Raw genomic sequence first — 17,417 nt, 5'->3', positions numbered from 1 at the left:
GTGGAGAAGACATGCCGGCTGGGACGGGTGGGACGGATGGAACGGATGGAAAGAAGGGCATGCCGGGTACGGAGGACAAACTCCGCCACTACCTGAAGCGCGTGACGGCGGATCTCGGGCAGACCCGTCAGCGCCTGCGCGACGTGGAGGAGCGGCAGCGGGAACCGATCGCCGTCGTCGCGATGGCCTGCCGCTACCCGGGCGGCGTGACCTCACCGGAACAGCTCTGGGACCTCGTCGCCTCGCAGGGCGACGCCATCGAGGCGTTCCCCACCGACCGCGGCTGGGACGTCGGCGGCCTCTACCACCCGGACCCGGACCACCCGGGCACCACCTACGTACGCGAAGCCGGGTTCCTGCGGGACGCCGCCCGCTTCGACGCGGACTTCTTCGGAGTCAACCCGCGCGAGGCGCTGGCCGCCGACCCGCAGCAGCGCGTACTGCTCGAAGTGGCCTGGGAGCTGTTCGAGCGGGCGGGCATCGACCCGGGCACACTCAGGGACACGCTCACCGGGGTGTACGCGGGGGTGTCCAGCCAGGACCACATGTCGGGGGAGCAGGTACCGCCGGAGGTCGAGGGGTACGCGACCACGGGCACCCTGGCCAGCGTCATCTCCGGCCGCATCGCGTACACCTTCGGCCTGGAGGGCCCGGCGGTGACCCTCGACACGGCGTGCTCCGCGTCGCTGGTCGCCATCCACCTGGCCTGCCAGGCGCTGCGACAGGGCGACTGCGGCCTGGCCCTCGCGGGCGGCGTCACCGTACTGTCCACGCCCACGGCCTTCGTGGAGTTCTCGCGCCAGCGTGGCCTGGCCCCGGACGGCCGCTGCAAGCCGTTCGCCGAGGCGGCCGACGGTACGGGATTCTCCGAGGGCGTCGGCCTGATCCTCCTGGAACGCCTCTCCGACGCCCGCCGCAACGGCCACCAAGTACTCGGCGTCGTACGCGGATCCGCCGTCAACCAGGACGGCGCCAGCAACGGCCTCACCGCCCCCAACGACGTCGCCCAGGAGCGGGTGATCCGCCAGGCCCTCGCCAACGCCCGCGTCACCCCCGACGCCGTCGACGCCGTGGAGGCACACGGCACCGGCACCACGCTCGGCGACCCCATCGAGGGCAACGCGCTCCTCGCCACCTACGGCAAGGACCGCCCGGCGGACCGGCCGCTGTGGCTCGGCTCGGTGAAGTCGAACATCGGCCACACGCAGGCCGCAGCCGGCGTCGCGGGCGTCATCAAAATGGTGATGTCGATGCGCCACGGAGAGCTGCCCGCCTCCCTGCACATCGACCGCCCCACGCCCCACGTGGACTGGGAGGACGGGGGAGTACAGCTCCTCACCGACCCCGTGCCGTGGCCCGAGACGGACCGGCCCCGCAGGGCGGGCGTCTCCTCCTTCGGCATCAGCGGCACCAACGCCCACCTCATCCTGGAACAGGCCCCCGCACCCACCACCACCGAAAGCGCCGGGCCCCGGCAAGGCGGTCTCGTGGTGCCGTGGGTGGTCTCGGCGCGCAGCAGGGAAGCGCTGAGGGCGCAGGCTCGCGCTCTCGCCGAACGGGCCGCTGAAACGGCCGATCCATCCGATCCATCCGCTCCGTCCGATCCCGTCGACACCGGTTGGTCGCTGCTCCGCACGCGTGCGCTGCACGAACGCCGGGCCGTCGTGCTGGGAGCGGACCGCGCCGAGCTGACGGCCGGCCTTGAGGCGCTGGCTGCGGAGCAACCGCACCCGGCACTGGTGGGGCCGCCTCCGGTGCCGGTCGGTGCGGGTAGGGACACGGTCTGGTTGTTCAGTGGGCAGGGCAGTCAGGTGGTGGGGATGGGGGCTGGTTTGTATGAGCGGTTCCCTGTGTTCGCTGGCGCCTTTGATGAGGTGTGTGGGCTGCTGGATGTGGAGTTGGGTGGTTCGGTTCGGGAGGTTGTGTTCGGGGGGCCGCGGGAGCGGTTGGATCACACGATGTGGGCGCAGGCTGGGTTGTTTGCGCTTCAGGTGGGTCTGGCCAGGTTGTGGGAGTCGGTGGGGGTGCGGCCGGATGTGGTGGTCGGGCATTCCATCGGGGAGGTTGCGGCGGCGTATGTCGCGGGTGTTTTTGGTTTGGCGGATGCGTGTCGGGTGGTGGGGGCGCGTGCTCGGTTGATGGGTGGGTTGCCTGAGGGTGGTGCGATGTGTGCGGTGCAGGCGACGCCGGAGGAGTTGGCGGCGAGTCTTGAGGACTCTGCGGTGAGTGTCGCTGCGGTTAATACACCTGATTCCACCGTCATTTCGGGCCCTGTTGACCAGGTCGAGAGGATCGTTGGGTTCTGGAGGGAGAAGGGGCGTAAGACCAAGGCGTTGTCGGTCAGTCACGCGTTCCATTCGGTGTTGATGGAGCCGATGCTCGATGAGTTCACCGAGGCGATACGTGGTGTGGAGTTCTGCGCGCCGAAGGTTCCGCTGATCAGCAATGTCACGGGCAAGCAAGCCGAGGCCGAGATCACCGCTCCGGAGTACTGGGCCAAGCACGTGCGGCAGGCAGTCCTCTTCCAGCCCGCGATCGCCCAAGTGGCGGACCGAGCAGGGGTGTTCGTGGAACTGGGCCCCGCTCCCGTCCTGGTCACCGCCGCCCAGCACACCCTCGACGACCTGGCCGACCTCGCCGACCCGCAAGGTGGCTTCGAGCCCGTCGTCACCGCTTCCCTCCGCTCGGACCTGCCGGACGATGTCGCCTTCGGGCACGCCATGGCACGCCTTCATACGGCCGGGATCACGGTGGACTGGTCCGGCTGGTTCCCGTCCGATCCGCCGCCCCGCACCGTCGACCTGCCCACCTACCCCTTCCAGGGGCGGCGCTTCTGGCTCGCCGACGTCGCGGTGCCCACGGTCGCGGCTGTGTCGGACGGCGAAGAGGCCGGGTTCTGGGCGGCAGTCGAGGGCGCGGACGTCCAGTCCCTCTGCGACACCCTGCACCTGAAGGACGACGCGCACCGGGCCGCCCTGGAGACGGTGTTCCCGGCGCTGTCCGTATGGCGGCGCGAGCGGCGGGACCGGTCGACCGTCGACGCCTGGCGGTACCGGGTCGACTGGCGGCGCGTGGACCTGCCGACGCCCGCGCCGGGCACCGGCGGAGCCTGGCTGGTCCTGGCCGCCGAAGGTGCGGCTGACACCTGGTCGCGTACGTGCGTCCGGGCGCTGGAGGAGACAGGTGTGCCGGTGAGCCTCGTCGAGGTCGGGCCGGGTACCGGGCGCGCGGAGCTGGCCGAGCTCGTCCGCTCGTGGCAGTCGACGTGCGCGGGCGACGACACATCCCTCGCGGGGGTGCTCTCCTTGCTGGCGCTCGACGACGGTACGAACGCCGACGCCCGCCGCGGGTCGCCCGGCGCCTCCGCCTCCCTGGCGCTGCTCCAAGGCCTCATCGACGCCGCGGTCGAGGTGCCCCTCTGGTGCGCCACCCGGGGTGCCGTGTCGTGCGGCGACACCGACCCGGTGGTCTCCCCGGAACAGGCGCCCGTCTGGGGGTTCGGCCGGGTGGCCGCCCTGGAGCATCCGGAGCTGTGGGGCGGGCTGCTGGACCTGCCCGCCGACCCGGACACACTCGACCCCGCCGCCCTTTACGCGGTGCTGTGCGGGGACAGCGGCGAGGACCAGGTCGCGCTGCGTCGCGGTGGTGTCCTCGGCCGACGCCTGGTGCCCGATGCGCCGATCGGCGACGAGACGACCGGGGGCCGGCCCCCGGAAGGTGCCGTCCTGGTCACGGGCGGCGTCAGCCGACTGACGGAACAGGTCGTGCGGTGGCTCGCCGCGTCCGGCGCCGCACACGTCGTACTGCTGGACACGGCCCCCGACGACGGTCGCGGAGGCCGACAGGACGACCGGGACGGCGAGCTCGCAGCCGAAGTCGAGGCGCACGGTTGCCAGTTCACGCTGCTGCGCGTCCCGTACGAAGGCCACAGCCACAGCCACAGCGACAGCCGTAGCCATGGTCTTGGTCGGAGCCAGGACCTGCCCCGCGCCCTCGCCGAGCTCACAGACGTACACATACGAACCGTCATCCACACCTCCCTCCCCGGCGAGCTCGCCCCCCTCGCCGACGTCACGCCCGACGCGCTCGACGCGGCCACGGCCCAGGCCATGGAGCTGGGCGACCTGGCGGCCGCCGCCGGGTCCGTGGCGTGGCCCGGGGAAGTCGAGACCGTGCTGTACTTCTCCTCCGTGGCCGCCACGCTCGGCAGCAGGGAGCACGGCGCGTACGCCGCCGCCAACGCCTATCTCGACGCGCTGGCGCAGCGGCACGGCGGTGCGGGGGAGGGGCCCCGAACCGTCTCCGTGGGCTGGGGCATCTGGGATCTGCCGGAGGACGGGGACCTGGCACGCGGCGCGGCCGGGCTGTCCCGGCGCCAGGGACTGCCGCCCCTGGAACCCCAGTTGGCGCTCGGCGCGCTGCACGCCGTGCTCGACGCGGGCCGGGGGCACAGCCTGGTCGCCGACATCGAATGGGAACGGTTCGCGCCGCTGTTCACGCTGGCCCGCCCGACCCGGCTGCTCGAAGAGGTTCCCGCGGCCCGGCGGATCGTCGATGCCTCCGCGGACGGCGCCGAAAGCGCCGAGAACGCCTCCGCGCTGCGGCGCGAACTGGCCGCGCTGCCCGTGCGGGAGCGGGCCGGGCGGCTCCTCGACGTGGTCCGCGAGCAGGTCGCGGGCGTGCTGCGGTACGAGCCGGGGCAGGAGGTCGAGCCGGAGAGGGCCTTCAAGGACCTGGGCTTCGACTCCCTCGTCGTGGTGGAGCTGCGCAACCGGCTGCGCGCCGCCACGGGGCTGAGGCTGCCCGCCACGCTGGTCTACGACTATCCGACGCCTCGCGCCCTCGCCGAACACCTGCTGGACAGGGTCCTGCCCGACGGCGGCGCGGGCGAGCTCCCCGTGGCCGGGCACCTGGACGATCTGGAGGAGGCCCTCGCCGGACTCGCGGTGGACGATCCCCGCCGCAAGGGTCTGATCCGGCGCCTTCAGACCCTCCTGTGGAAGCAGCCGGACGCCGCCGCGGCCCCCGCCGACGAGGACGGGCAGGGCGAGGCGGACGACCTGACGGCCGCGAGCGCCGACGACATGTTCGCGCTGATCGACCGCGAGTGGGGCACGCGGTGACGCGCGACGCCTGCTCCGCCGGGGTCGAACCGGTGGAACGGGTCGAGCTGCTGGAACGGGTCGAACTGGTGGAACGAGCCGGGGAGTTGGCCGCCCTGCGGAGCGCGTACGAAGGCGCGGAGGGCACCCGCGGCAGCCTCGTGGTGCTCGGCGGAGCGGTCGGCACCGGCAAGACCGCGGTGCTGCGGGCGTGGACGGAACGGGTCGCGCGCGACGCGCTGGTGCTGACCGCCACGGCCTGCCGGGCCGAGCGCGACCTGCCCCTCGGCGTCCTGGAGCAACTGGTGCGCTGCTGCCCGGAACTGCCCGCCGACACCGCCGAACGTACGCTGGCGTGGTGCGACGAAGCCGCCGCTTCCGCACCCGCCCCGCCCACGACGCAGCCCGACGCGTCCAGGGTCTCGCCCACGCACGTTCCCCCCTCGGCCACTCCGCACGCCCCCGCGCTCCGCGGGCTCTGCGAGGCGCTGCGCGGTCTCGTCGCCGAGCGGCCCGTCCTGATCGCCGTCGACGACGCGCACCACGCCGACGCGGCCTCACTGCAGTGCCTCCTGTACGTGGTGCGCAGGCTGCGCTCGGCGCGGCTGCATGTGCTGTTCACCGAGTACGTCCATCAGACGGCGGACAACGCCCTGCTCGGGAGTGAGTTCGCGCACGAGCCCGCGCTGCGGCGCATCCGTGTCGAGCCGCTGTCGAAGGCGGGAGTGGGAGCCGTACTGGCTCGGCGATTCGACCGGGAGACGGCCCAGGACCTCACGCCCGTCGTCCACGGTATGAGCGCGGGCCATCCGCTCCTCGTCCACGCGCTTGCGGACGACCACCGGACGACGGGCCGCGCGGGCGAGGCGTTCGGGCGGGCGGTGCTCGGGTTCCTCTACCGGCACGAGGCTCCGGTCACCGAAGTCGCCCGTGCCGTAGCCGTGTTGGGGGAGCAGGCCTGCCCGTTCCCGCTGGGCCGGCTCCTCGACGTGGACGCCGCCTCCGTGGCCCGCGCCGTGCACCAGCTGACCGTCGCGGAGGTGCTGCACGAGGGGCGGCTGTGCCACCCGGCGTTCGGGGCGGCGGTCCTGGACGGGATGCCGACGGAGGAACGCCGCGCGCTGCACGGGCGGGTGGCCGCCCTGCTGCACGAAGAGGGCGCACCGGCCGACGAGGTGGCCGCCCACCTCGTCGCCGCCGACCGGTCGGACACGCCGTGGGCGGTGCCCGTCTTCGAGGAGGCGGCTCAACTCGCCCTGGAGGACGACCGGGTGGAGGTGGGCGTCGCATACCTGCGCGCCGCGTACCGGCGGTGCCGGGGCGCCACACAACAGGCCGCGATCGTGGGAGCGCTCGCCGACGCGGAATGGCGCCTGGACCCCGCGAAGGTCCTACGCCACCTCCCCGACCGCACGGCACCCCCGACCACCTTCCCACCCACCCCCCTCCCCCTCACCCTCCCCACCCACCTCTTCTGGCACGGGCGCGTCGACGAAGGGCTGGACGCGATCTGTGCGCTCGCCGGGCCTAACCCGGCCGGTGCGCCGCCCGCGAACGCCGCGGATCTCGACACCCCGTGGCTCTGGGGCGCCTACCTCTACCCCGGACACGTCAAGGAGCGCCTGGGGTCCGGCGTACTGGCCGCGCAGCGCTCCGCCCCACCGGCGGCCACCCCCGAACTGCAGGGCGCGGGCACCCTTATGCACGACCTGTTGCACGGCGGCGAGAGCGATCCGTCCGACGCGGTCGACGCGGCCGAACGCACCCTCAACCGCTACCGCCTCGGCCCCCGCACCGTCGCCGTGCAGACCGCCGCCCTCGCCACGCTCGCCTACCGCGACCGGCCGCACCGGGCGGCGGCCTGGTGCGACGGGCTCATCGCCCAGGCCGGCGAGCGCGAAAGCCCCACCTGGCAGGCCTGGTTCACCGCCTGGCGTGCCTTCATCCACCTGCGCCAGGGAGACCCGGCCGCGGCGCAACAGCGCGCCACCACCGCGCTCGACATGCTCGGCCCCAAGGGCTGGGGCGCCGCGATCGGCCTTCCGCTCGCGGCCGCCGTACAGGCCAAGGCCGCCCTCGGAGACGTCGACGGCGCCGCGGCCCTCCTCGAACGGCCCGTGCCCCAGGCGGTGTTCCAGACCCGCACCGGACTGCACTACCTGGCCGCGCGCGGCCGCTACCACCTGGCAACCGGCTGCCACTACGCCGCCCTGTGCGACTTCTACGCCTGCGGTACGCGGATGAGCAGCTGGGGCGTCGACGTGCCCGCGGCGGAACCGTGGCGGCTCGGCGCCGCGGAGGCGTACCTGGCCCTCGGTGAGTCCCTCCTCGCCCGCCAACTCGTGGACGAACAGATGACATTGCCCGCTCCGGCCGACGGCCGCACCTGGGGCATGACGCTGCGCCTGCGTGCCGCCACCTCACCCGGCCCGGACCGCATCGAGCTGCTCGACGAGGCCGTCGCCGTGCTCAGGGGCGCCGGTGACGTCTTCGAGCTGGCGCGGGCCGTGGCCGAGCAGAGCCAGGCCGTACGGGAAGGGGGTGAGACGGAACGCGCGCGGCTGCTCGCCCGCAAGGCCGAACTCCTCTCCCGGCGCTGGGGCGGCAACACACCTCCGCCCGTGGCCGGTGGCCACGCGTCACCGCCCCCACCCGCGCCCGCGCCCGGCCGAGCCGAACCGGACGCCGAGCTGACCGACGCCGAACGACGCGTGGCCGAGCTGGCCGCCGACGGGTTCACCAACCGCGAGATCTCCCGCAAGCTGTACGTCACGGTCAGCACTGTCGAGCAGCACCTGACCAGGATCTACCGCAAGCTCGACGTCAAGCGGCTGGATCTGCAGGCGGTGCTGGGGTAGCGAGCGGTCCCCCGTGCATCACGGCGGACAGCAAGCGGTCCGCCGTGATGCATGACGTGACCCGAGCGACCGGGCAACCTTCGCGCCCCTCGCGCTGTCCTACAGTCATGATCCTTTCGTCCGAGGACCCCGCCATGTGGGTTCTTCCCGTGCTGCTCCTGCTGGGGGTGGCCATCGTCGCGCCACTCGCCGGTGCCGTGCTCGCCGGGCGCGTCGTCCTGCGCATCGCGCGCTCCGCGGCCGCCGGTGACGTCTGGAGTGCGCTCACCCCCGGCACGTGGCTGCTCGCCGCCGGGGCGGGCGCGCTGGGCGCGGGGGTGCGGCTCTCCGCCGCGTTGTTCGACAGGCCCGCCGCATGGGTGGGGTCCGTGAGCCTCGTCTGCGGCAGCTTCGCCCTGGCCGCCGCGGCGATGGCGGCGCTCACGGCGGCCCTCGACCGTCACCTCAAGACGGGGCGCGTCACGCCACGGTCTTCTTCCGCGCGCGGTACGCGGCGGCCTTGATCTTGTTGCCGCAGGACTCCATGCCGCACCACTGGCGCCGCATGCCGCGGGAGCGGTCGACGTAGACCCGTGTGCACTCGGGGTTGCCGCACTCCTTGAGCAGCGGGACGTCCGGGCCGCCGAGCAGTTCGACGGCCAGGCGGGCCACTGTCGCGAGGGCCTCGTCAGGCGTCGCCTCGTTGTGCCGGCCGGCCAGGGAGAGTTGGGGTGTCACGGGGGTCCGGCGGGCGGCGGCGTTGAGGACGGCGAGCGCCTCGGGGTCGAAGCCGTCGCCGATGCGGCGGTCGGCCAGGAGCCGGTACACCGCCTCGCGCACGGTCGTCGCCGCCCGCACGTCACTCTCGTCCGCGGGTGTGATCGCGTCCACGATTCCGGACTCCAGGTACCAGGCGTTGAGCCGCTCCGGGGTCACGAACATCTCGAACCGGGCGGAACGTCGTGCGCGGAGCGTGGCCGCGAAGTCGAGGGCCGGGTGTCCGCAGACGAAGACGTGGTCGAGATTCACGTCACCATCCTGACAGGTGACCTCCGCGTCCCGCAACGAAGGTCACCGACGTGCCGCTACACCGGCAGCCTGAGCGTGCGCCCCTCCCACCGCCGCCGCAGCCAGCGGTCGTGGCTCGCGACGACGATCGCTCCGATCCGGGGACCGGGGTCGGAGTCGGCGTCGGAGTCGGCTTCCGATGAGCCCCGCGCGGGGGCCATCGCCTCCTCCAGTTCGTCGCACAGGCGTGGGGAGAGGTGGTTGGTCGGCTCGTCGAGCAGGAGCAGCTGGGGCGGACGGGCCACCAGGAGCGCGAGCGCGAGCCGTCGACGCTGCCCGACGGACAGGGTGCCCACGGGCTTGTCCAGGTCGGTCGCGTGGACCAGGCCGAGCGACGACAGCGGGACAGCGTCGGCCCGCTCGGGGCCCAGTGCCAGCACATACGTGTCCTGGGCCGTACGGTCGGGCCGCTCGAACACCGTGTCCTGGGCGAGCATCCCCACGGTCAGGTGCTCCCGTCGACGTACCTCTCCCTCGGCGGCGAGGCGCCCCGCGAGCACGGCGAGCAACGTCGACTTGCCCGCCCCGTTCGCCCCCGTCACCAGCAGCCGCTCGCCCGCCGCCACGTCCAGGCCGTCCAGCGCCAGCCGCCCGGGCACCCGCACGTCACGCAGCGAGACCAGAGGCCGCGGGTCGTCCGTCGTCCGCGCCGTCAGCACTCCGGCGGCGAACCGCAGCGGCCGCGGGGGAGCGGCCACCTGGCCGCGCTCCAACTCCTCCAGGCGCCGCGTGGCGTTGCGCACCCGGCGGGAGATCTGGCTCTGCACCCGGCCGGCCCGATGGCCGTAGCCCATCTTCTCGTTGTCGCGCGGCCCCCGGTCAGGGGCCACCCGGCGCGCGGTGACACCCGCCGCGTATCGCAACGCCCGCAGTTCCTCCTGCTCCTCGGCGTGACGCTGCTCCCAGCGTTCCCGCTCGGCGCGCTTCGCGCTCACGTACGCCGAGTAGGTGCCGCCGTGGCGGACGGGCCCATCGACCGCCGGGTCGAGGTCGATCAGGTCGGTGCAGACGGCGTCGAGGAACGCACGGTCGTGGCTGGCGGCCACCACCGTGCCCGGCAGGCCGCGCAGCTGGTCCTCCAGGAAGGCGGCGGCGCCGTCGTCGAGGTGGTTGGTCGGCTCGTCGAGGAGCAGCGCGGTGGGCCGCCGGACGAGCAGGGCGGCGAGCGCGAGCCGGCCGCGCTGCCCGCCGGACAGCGAGCCGAGCGTGCGGTCGTGTGCGAGCGCGCCGAGGCCGAGCCCGTCGAGGACCAGGGCGGCCCGGCGGTCGGCGTCCCAGGACTCCCGGTCCTGGGCCTGTTCGAGCCGTCGCCCGTAGGCGTCGAGGAGCTCTCGATGGGCGGGCGTGTCCTCGGGGACGCGGGTGATCTCGTCGCTCAGCCGCCCGAGCTCCGCCAGGTCCTCGCGGGCTTCGCGCAGCGCGTCGTCGAGCACAGCGGCGACGGTCGATTCGGTGTCGAAGGGCATCTCCTGGTGCAGGAAGCCGAGATCGGCCGGGCGGACGACGCTGCCGGTGTCGGGCTCGTCCACACCCGCGAGGACGCGCAGCAGCGTGGACTTGCCGACGCCGTTCTCGCCGATCAGGCCGATGCGGTGGCCGGGGGACGCGGTCAGGGAGACGCCGTCGAGGACACGGCGGCCCCCGAAATCGCGGACGATCTCGTGGGCGAGCAGAGCGGGTTGGGGCTGGGGCATGTGAGGCCCTCCTCCGGTTCGTCGGTGGGGGTGTCGGTGGTCGGCCCGCCGGGCGCGGCGCCTCGTACGGGCCGTTCGCTCACCGACGCCTCACACCGCGGGCGCCCCGGTCTCCCTGAGCACGCCGTCGGCCAGCCGCAGCCGCCGGTTCACCCCGATCTCGGCGAGGAAGCGCTCGTCGTGGCTGATCACGACGAAGGCGCCCTGGTAGGAGTCGAGTGCGCTCTCCAGCTGGCCCGCGCTGACCAGGTCGAGGTTGTTGGTCGGCTCGTCGAGCAGCAGCAGCTGCGGGGCCGGTTCGGCGCAGAGCACACAGGCGAGTGTTGCCCGCAGCCGCTCGCCGCCGGAGAGGACGCCGACGGGCAGATGGGCCCGCGGGCCCCGGAAGAGGAAGCGGGCGAGCAGGTTCATCCGCTCGGCCTCGGGCCGCTCCGGGGCGGCCGCGGCGAAGTTCTCCGCCACGGTGCGCTCGGGGTCCAGCAGATCGAGGCGCTGCGAGAGGTACGCGATGCGGCCGTCGTTGCGCTTGACCTCGCCCTCGTCCGGTGCGAGGTCGCCGGTGATGAGGCGCAACAGGGTGGTCTTCCCTGCGCCGTTGGGCCCGGTCAGCGCGATCCGCTCGGGTCCGCGCACGGTCAGGTCGATGCCGCCTTCGGCGAAGACGGCCCGGCCGTCGTGCCGGACCTGCAGGCCCTCGCCGAGGAAGAGGTTGCGTCCGGCCGGCACCTGGGTGCCGGGCAGTTCGAGGCTGATGCGCTGCTCGTCGCGGAGCGCGCGCCCGGCCTCGTCGAGCCGGGCCTTGGCGTCGCTGACCCGGTTCGCGTGCATCTGGCCCGCCCGGCCCGCGGACTCCTGCGCGCCCCGTTTCATGTTGCCGGCGAAGATGCGGGGCAGGCCGGCGCTCTTGAGGTTGCGGGCGGCGTTGCTCTGTCGGCGGTCGGCCCGCTCGCGGGCCTGCTGCGCCTCGCGCTTCTCGCGCTTCAGCTCCTGCTCCGCGTTGCGGACGTTCTTCTCGGCGACCTCCTGTTCGGCGCGCACGGCTTCCTCGTACGCGCTGAAGTTGCCGCCGTAGAAGCGCAGTTCGTCGCCGCCGAGTTCGGCGATGCGGTCCATGCGGTCGAGCAGCGGGCGGTCGTGGCTGACCAGCAGCAGGCAGCCGGTGAAGCTCTCCAGTGCGGCGTAGAGCGTGTGCCGGGCCTCCAGGTCGAGGTTGTTGGTCGGCTCGTCGAGGAGGAGCACGTCGGGGCGCTTGAGGAGCTGGGCGGCGAGGCCGAGGGTGACGATCTGGCCGCCGCTGAGCGTGCTCAGGCGGCGCTCGAGGTCCAGGCCGGCGAGGCCGAGGCGGTCGAGCTGGGCGCGGGTGCGCTCCTCGATGTCCCAGTCGTCGCCGATGGTGGTGAAGTGCGCCTCGCTCACGTCGCCCGACTCGACGGCGTTCAGGGCCCGGATGACGGGGGCGACGCCGAGCACCTCGGCGACCGTGAGGGTGCCGGTCAGGGGGAGGCTCTGGGGGAGGTGGCCGAGTGTGCCGCTGACGGTCACCGAGCCGCTGGTGGGCTTGAGCTCGCCCGCGATCAGCTTGAGCAGGGTGCTCTTGCCGGAGCCGTTGGGGGCGACCAGGCCGGTGCGGCCGGAGGTCAGCGTGAAGGACAGGTCGCTGAGGACCGGGGTGTCGTCGGGCCAGGCGAAGGAGAGGTTCGAGCAGGTGATGGCGGCGTCGGACATGGAGGTGACCTCGAGGTGTCGACAGGGCGGACAGAGCTCTGCCCTGGGCGGGGTGGGGAAGGGGGGAACGACGAGCAGGGCCACGGCGGCGGCGCGCCTACGGCGCCGGCCAGTGGCCTGTCACTTCCGGATCTCATCCGGAGATGTCGTCTTCACCCACCACGTCTGCGTCTCCTCGATCAAGCAGGTCCAGTTCTTTCGGAGCGTAGCAGGTGTCGGCCTCCGCTTCTCGTGGACCGGGTGGAACCCTGGCCTCCGAGGCGCGTCACCGGTTAAAGTGGTGACGAATCGCGAAACGAAGCGAAGTGGAGTGGAGCGAAGTGGAGACCCCCATGGGCAAGGAACTCACCGGCACGACCGCTGCCGCCGCCGAGGCGCGTCATGAGCGTTACGGTCACCTCCCCGAGCGCATCCTCTTCGAGGACATGACCGAAGGGGCGTCGACCGGCCGGGCAGGCGCGGAGCCCGGCGCCTACCACCCCGAGGGCTCGTGGAAGTACTACTCGTGCCTGGCGCTCGATCTCGGGCTGTGACCCCGGCGCGGGAGCCCCGCCTCAGTCGGGCCACTCCCACTCGATCCCGTAGACGCCGGGCCTGCAGTGCGTGGGCAGCAGATGCGTCGTGTGGAAGGCGTCGAGTGCGGTGCGGCGGCGGTGGCGGGGTTCGGCGCCGATCTGCTCGCGCTGATAGCTCCAGCAGCCGGCGGGCAGCGCCAGCGGGTGGAAGCGGACGTGCAGCAGGTAGGCCCTCAGCGGTGTGGTGACGCGGCGCTCGTGCTGGTGGGAGACGTCCGACGCGGCCCGGAGCGTGTAGGCGACCACCGCGGTCTCGGTCCTGGCCAGTTGCCGCCCGAGCGGGATGTCGGCGGCCACGCATCCGAGCTCCGGCAGGAAGCGGCTGCGCGGCGGCGGCCCGTAGGGGACGGCGAGGTCGACCGTCCCCGCCTTCGGGGAGTCGAGGAAGTGGACGACGGTCAGGTGCTCGACCGCGTCGCGGACGGCCTGCACCACGGTCGTGATCGACGTCTCGTGGATGGACCGGTGCTCGTCCAGGCTGACCGTCTCCTGGATGGTGAGCGGCCGCAGCCCCTCGTTGAACTGCGGAAAGGCGTCACCGAGGGCCTGTTCCACGTCCGAGTTCTCGCCGTAGACCGTGCGGGCGACGGTCGGGTCGACCGGTGGGGGGCCGCCGCGCGGCCGGTGCGGGCCCAGCAGGGAGCGCAGCGTGCCGGTGGGCAGGTTGAGGAGCGGCTCCAGCGCGTCGACGGCGCGCAGGGACTGGGCGCGCTCCGGCTGGCTGCGTCCGCGCTGCCAGTGGCTGAGCGTGGCGAGGCTGACGGTGATCTGCTGGGCCCTGAGGTGGTCGCGTATGCGTTCCAGGGGCAGCCCGCGCTGTTGCAGGGCCCGGCGGAACACGGTCGCGAAGGTGGTATCGGGCCCTTCGGTGTGGGGGATGTTCGGCATGGCTCTTTCGGCGGGCGGGAGTTCCTCGCCCCGATGAGGGTGGCCCAACGGCGATTTCAGGCCACACAGGCGACCAGGGGCCGCCCACCTTAGCCGGTGGGCGGCCCCTGGTCTTCCCTCGAAGGCCGGTCAGTTGGTGTTGAGCGTGAGCCCGTAGTACGAGAGGGCGTCGTCGAGCGGCTGGAAGTAGGAGGAGCCGCGCGAGTTGACCCCGCTGCACTGCTGTCCCACCGGGCCGCCGGAGGTCATGCCCTGGGCCTGGTTGCCGGAGATGTACGCGCCGCCGCTGTCGCCGCCCTCGGTGCAGACGCTGGAGGTGGCGAGACCCGTGACGACCGTGTCGGGGCCGCCGTTCTGGTCGACGTAGGTGACGGAGACGTTGTACGAGCCGACCTTGCCGCACGTCCACCCGGTGGTCGCGCCGGACTTGCAGAGCGCGGCGCCGGACGAGGCGCGGCGGCTGCCGTTCACGGCGATGTTGCCGGCCTGGCCCCAGGTGCCGACCTGGGTCGTGATCGAGTGGCCGGAGTTGATGGCGGCGATGCCCATGTCGCGGCTGTTGGTGCCGACCGCGAAGCGGGTGTGGGTGCCCTTCGCGAACGCGGTGCCCCCGTAGCGCAGGGTGGGCAGGCCCTCGACGCAGTGGCCCGCGGTGACGAGGTACTGCTTGCCGGACCGGTCGCGGGCGCCGTATCCAACGGAGCACCAGCCGTTGGTGTCGTTGATCGTCATCTTGCTGCCGGGGGCGATCGCGGCCTGCGGGGCGCGCTTCTCCTGGTCCCGAACGATCTTGACGGCGGAGCCGTACGTCGCGGCCTTCGCGAGGAACGCCTTCGCCGCCGCTCCCCGGTCGCTGTTGACCTTGACGGTGACCTTGTCCGACGCCAGGTCCACGGACCAGTCGACGACACCGGCGGGGGCGCGCCGGGTGGCCGCGGCGTCGAGCTGTGCCTTGATCGCGTCGAGCTCGTCCTCGCCGCGGGCCGGTATGCGGGCGTCGAGGCCGGCCTTCTCGATGGCGGTGACATCGGCCTTGTCGTCGGCGTTGACGGTCAGCCTGCCGGAGGCGTCGAAGAACGCCCCGTCCTCGGATATCCCGCTTTTCCTCAGCTCGGCGAGCCGGGCCTGCTGGGCGTCCTGCCGGTCGAGCCGCTCGGCCGCGGCTTTCTCGCTCACACCGAGCGAAGCGGCGAGCGCCCGCACCATCTCCGGCTGGTAGCGCGCGGCCGGAGCGGTGTCCTTCACGGGCGCCTGCGCCTGTGCCGTGGCCTGGGTTCCCACGACCACTGATGCCGAGAGCAGAGCGGCCACGGCGGCGAATCTGTATCTACGAGAATGCGACACACTGATTCCTTCCGAATGGCAGGCAGGAACTCTCCGAAATACAGGAAAAGGGGGGGTGGGTTCCTGCCTGGCAGTGAGCGTGGGGCTCGCTGCGGCATGAACTCTGGCCCAGTGCTCAGCCCTTCAACAAGGTCTGTGACAAGGGGAGCTTTTAACAGAACATCAAGGGAACTGTTAAAAAAGCACACTTCCGCATTGGCCATTGGGGGCGTCAATGGACGACGGCCCTCACCCGCGGTGCGGTGAGGGCCGTCGGAGGCCGGGAGGCGATGCCTCGAAGCGCCGCGTCAGGAGCGTACGGCCTCAGGTGTGATCATGGCCGGATCCAGATCCACCACGGCCAGCTCCTCGGGGAGCAGCGGGGGAGCCGTCAGCTCCGGCAGGCGTTCGTCGGCGCGCATCGCCATCAGGAAACGGTTGGAGCCCAGCTCGGTCTGCGGCGCGTTCAGGCTCATCACGTCCGTGACGATCTCGGACGCCTTGGGGGAGCGGATCGACGCCGCCGTGATGGCCTCCGCGAACCGCAGACGCTGCTCCGTGTCCACGCCGATCAGGCGCGGATCCGTCGCGGACACACGGCAGTTGACGTAGTCGATGTCCTTGGTCGCGGCCAGGATCCACGGGTCGTCCACGGCCGCGCCGATCGCCTTCTGCAGACGGAGCGCGGATCCGGCGCCTCCTTGCGGGTGCTGCCGGAACTCGCGGTCGATGGTGTCGGCGCAGCGCGCGGCCGAGCTCATCCCGTGCCCGTAGATCGGGTTGAACGCGGTGAGCGAGTCGCCGATGACGAGCAGTCCGTCGGGCCACTCGGCGAGCCGCTCCGGATACAGCCGCCGGTTCGCGCCGGAACGGGAGCCGAAGACCGGGGTGAGCGGCTCGGCGTCGCGCAGGAGCTCGCCGAGGATCGGATGGCTCAAATTCTCCGCGAAGGGCAGGAACTCATCCTCGCTGCCGGGCAGTTGCGCGCCCCTCGTGCAGGACAGCGTCGCGAGCCAGCGGCCGCCTTCGATGGGGTAGACCACGCCGAAGCGGCCGGGCTCGCGGACGCGGTCGTCCGCGGCGATGTTGACGGCGGGGAAGCGGGTCGTCGCACCGGGCGGTGCCTGGAAGAGCCGGGTGGCGTAGGCGACGCCCGCGTCCACCACGTCCTCCTCGAGCGCGGGCACGCCCAGTGCCGAGAGCCACTGCTTGAGGCGGGAGCCGCGGCCGGTGGCGTCGATGACCAGGTCGGCTTCGAGCGCCTCCTGCGCGCCGGTGTCCACATCACGGACGACGACACCGGTGACCCGGCTCCCGCTGCCCGAGAGCTCGACGGCCTCGGTGCGCTGCCGGACGGTGATGTTCGCGGCGGCCAGAGCATGTTGACGTACCGTCAGGTCTAGCAGGGGGCGGCTGGCGACCAGGGCGAACTGCGTGGCGGGGAAGCGGTGCTGCCAGCCCTGCCCGGTCAGGGTCACCAGGTCCTCGGGGAAGCCGAGACGGCGCGCACCGGCCGCCAGCAGACGGTCGGTGGTGCCGGGCAGCATCTCCTCGATGAGGCGGGCGCCGTTGGACCACAGCAGGTGGGCGTGGCGGCCCTGCGGAACGCCCTTGCGGTGCTGGGGCTCCTCGGGCAGGGCGTCACGTTCCACGACGGTGACGGCGTCGACGTGGCGGGCCAGGATGTGGGCCGTCAGAGTGCCTGCCATGCTGGCGCCCAGCACGACGGCGTGTGCGGGTCGGGTGGTGGTCACGCGCGGATCCCTTCGGGGTGGGTGGTGTCGGCGGGCCCGTCCATGGTCACGTCGGTGACTCCCCAGAACGCCTGGACCCGGCGGCCGAGCCCGTTCTCGTCGAGTTCGACGATGCCGACGATGCGGAAGGTCATCGGCCGCGGCCGCTGCACGGTGACCGTCGTCGGCGTCACCACGAAACGGTCGTCCATCGAGGTCATCGGCGGTTCCGGCACCTCGTGCGTGCCGCAGGAGACGGCCAGTTCGAGATGCCTGCGGAGGTCGTCCTTGCCCACCATCGGCGGCCGCCCCACCGGGTCCTCGAAGACGATGTCGTCGGTGAACAGGTCGAGGACGCCCTCGATGTCACCGGCGTTGATCCGCTGGGCGTAGTCGATGGCCATCTGCTTGCGCGCGGCCTCGTCGGGCATGGCACCTCCAGGAAGGGTGAGCGGACCTTGTGCGAGTGGTC

At 72.5% G+C, this 17,417-nt stretch carries 11 protein-coding genes; 4 read left to right on the top strand and 7 right to left on the bottom strand.

Features of this window, described 5'->3' with window-relative positions; genetic code table 11:
- The first annotated feature begins 11 nt into the window (after window positions 1–11).
- The 3 genes from DEJ48_RS04590 to DEJ48_RS04580 all read left to right on the top strand — a co-directional run bounded on the left by DEJ48_RS04590 (window position 12) and on the right by DEJ48_RS04580 (window position 8,463).
- Window positions 12–5,123: a type I polyketide synthase gene (locus DEJ48_RS04590; RefSeq protein ID WP_411757420.1), complete on the top strand. Its 5,112-nt coding sequence runs from the start codon at window positions 12–14 to the stop codon at window positions 5,121–5,123.
- Window positions 5,120–7,960: a helix-turn-helix transcriptional regulator gene (locus DEJ48_RS04585; RefSeq protein ID WP_190537204.1), complete on the top strand. Its 2,841-nt coding sequence runs from the start codon at window positions 5,120–5,122 to the stop codon at window positions 7,958–7,960. The genes DEJ48_RS04590 and DEJ48_RS04585 overlap by 4 nt, the downstream gene beginning before the upstream one ends.
- A gap of 107 nt (window positions 7,961–8,067) precedes the next feature.
- A complete protein-coding gene (locus tag DEJ48_RS04580; protein ID WP_150214689.1) occupies window positions 8,068–8,463 on the top strand; it encodes a hypothetical protein in 396 nt (131 codons plus the stop codon).
- Here DEJ48_RS04580 and DEJ48_RS04575 read toward each other — a convergent pair.
- The 3 genes from DEJ48_RS04575 to abc-f all read right to left on the bottom strand — a co-directional run bounded on the left by DEJ48_RS04575 (window position 8,420) and on the right by abc-f (window position 12,426).
- On the bottom strand, window positions 8,420–8,968 hold the full coding sequence (locus tag DEJ48_RS04575) for a CGNR zinc finger domain-containing protein (RefSeq protein WP_150214686.1): 549 nt from the start codon (window positions 8,966–8,968) through the stop codon (window positions 8,420–8,422). The genes DEJ48_RS04580 and DEJ48_RS04575 overlap by 44 nt on opposite strands.
- Window positions 8,969–9,024: 56 nt before the next feature.
- The gene (locus tag DEJ48_RS04570) at window positions 9,025–10,701 is read right to left on the bottom strand and encodes an ABC-F family ATP-binding cassette domain-containing protein (protein ID WP_150214684.1); all 1,677 of its coding nucleotides are present in this window, start codon (window positions 10,699–10,701) and stop codon (window positions 9,025–9,027) included.
- Window positions 10,702–10,791: 90 nt separating this feature from the next.
- Window positions 10,792–12,426 (bottom strand): ribosomal protection-like ABC-F family protein, encoded by a 1,635-nt coding sequence (gene abc-f / locus DEJ48_RS04565; RefSeq protein ID WP_150214683.1) that lies wholly within the window; start codon window positions 12,424–12,426, stop codon window positions 10,792–10,794.
- Between the two features lie 332 nt (window positions 12,427–12,758).
- Between abc-f and DEJ48_RS04560 the strand changes: the two genes are divergently transcribed.
- Window positions 12,759–12,959 carry a hypothetical protein gene (locus DEJ48_RS04560; protein WP_150214680.1) on the top strand — a complete coding sequence of 67 codons (201 nt, stop codon included), beginning with the start codon at window positions 12,759–12,761 and terminating at the stop codon, window positions 12,957–12,959.
- Window positions 12,960–12,980: 21 nt separating this feature from the next.
- Here DEJ48_RS04560 and DEJ48_RS04555 read toward each other — a convergent pair whose 3' ends face one another.
- The 4 genes from DEJ48_RS04555 to DEJ48_RS04540 form a co-directional block, all read right to left on the bottom strand.
- The gene (locus DEJ48_RS04555; RefSeq protein ID WP_150214678.1) at window positions 12,981–13,889 is read right to left on the bottom strand and encodes a hypothetical protein; all 909 of its coding nucleotides are present in this window, start codon (window positions 13,887–13,889) and stop codon (window positions 12,981–12,983) included.
- Between the two features lie 129 nt (window positions 13,890–14,018).
- Entirely contained in the window at window positions 14,019–15,233 is a 1,215-nt protein-coding gene (locus DEJ48_RS04550) for a S1 family peptidase (protein ID WP_150214677.1), read from the bottom strand.
- 287 nt (window positions 15,234–15,520) lie between these two features.
- The gene (locus DEJ48_RS04545) at window positions 15,521–16,966 is read right to left on the bottom strand and encodes an NAD(P)/FAD-dependent oxidoreductase (protein ID WP_150214675.1); all 1,446 of its coding nucleotides are present in this window, start codon (window positions 16,964–16,966) and stop codon (window positions 15,521–15,523) included.
- On the bottom strand, window positions 16,963–17,376 hold the full coding sequence (locus DEJ48_RS04540) for a nuclear transport factor 2 family protein (RefSeq protein WP_150214673.1): 414 nt from the start codon (window positions 17,374–17,376) through the stop codon (window positions 16,963–16,965). The genes DEJ48_RS04545 and DEJ48_RS04540 overlap by 4 nt, the downstream gene beginning before the upstream one ends.
- Window positions 17,377–17,417: the final 41 nt, after the last annotated feature.

Source organism: Streptomyces venezuelae, assembly GCF_008642315.1.
GTDB lineage: Bacteria > Actinomycetota > Actinomycetes > Streptomycetales > Streptomycetaceae > Streptomyces > Streptomyces venezuelae_D.
The sequence above is the reverse complement of the archived record's forward strand: the minus strand, read 5'-3'. Positions and strand labels throughout refer to the sequence as shown.

What these genes read in the sequence shown, in the direction of transcription:
- DEJ48_RS04590 (WP_411757420.1), top strand. Translation starts at nt 12, where the DNA reads ATGCCGGCTGGGACGGGTGGGACGGATGGAACGGATGGAAAGAAGGGC.
- DEJ48_RS04580 (WP_150214689.1), top strand. Translation starts at nt 8,068, where the DNA reads ATGATCCTTTCGTCCGAGGACCCCGCCATGTGGGTTCTTCCCGTGCTG.
- DEJ48_RS04570 (WP_150214684.1), bottom strand. Translation starts at nt 10,701, where the DNA reads ATGCCCCAGCCCCAACCCGCTCTGCTCGCCCACGAGATCGTCCGCGAT.
- abc-f (WP_150214683.1), bottom strand. Translation starts at nt 12,426, where the DNA reads ATGTCCGACGCCGCCATCACCTGCTCGAACCTCTCCTTCGCCTGGCCC.
- DEJ48_RS04560 (WP_150214680.1), top strand. Translation starts at nt 12,759, where the DNA reads ATGGGCAAGGAACTCACCGGCACGACCGCTGCCGCCGCCGAGGCGCGT.
- DEJ48_RS04555 (WP_150214678.1), bottom strand. Translation starts at nt 13,889, where the DNA reads ATGCCGAACATCCCCCACACCGAAGGGCCCGATACCACCTTCGCGACC.
- DEJ48_RS04540 (WP_150214673.1), bottom strand. Translation starts at nt 17,376, where the DNA reads ATGCCCGACGAGGCCGCGCGCAAGCAGATGGCCATCGACTACGCCCAG.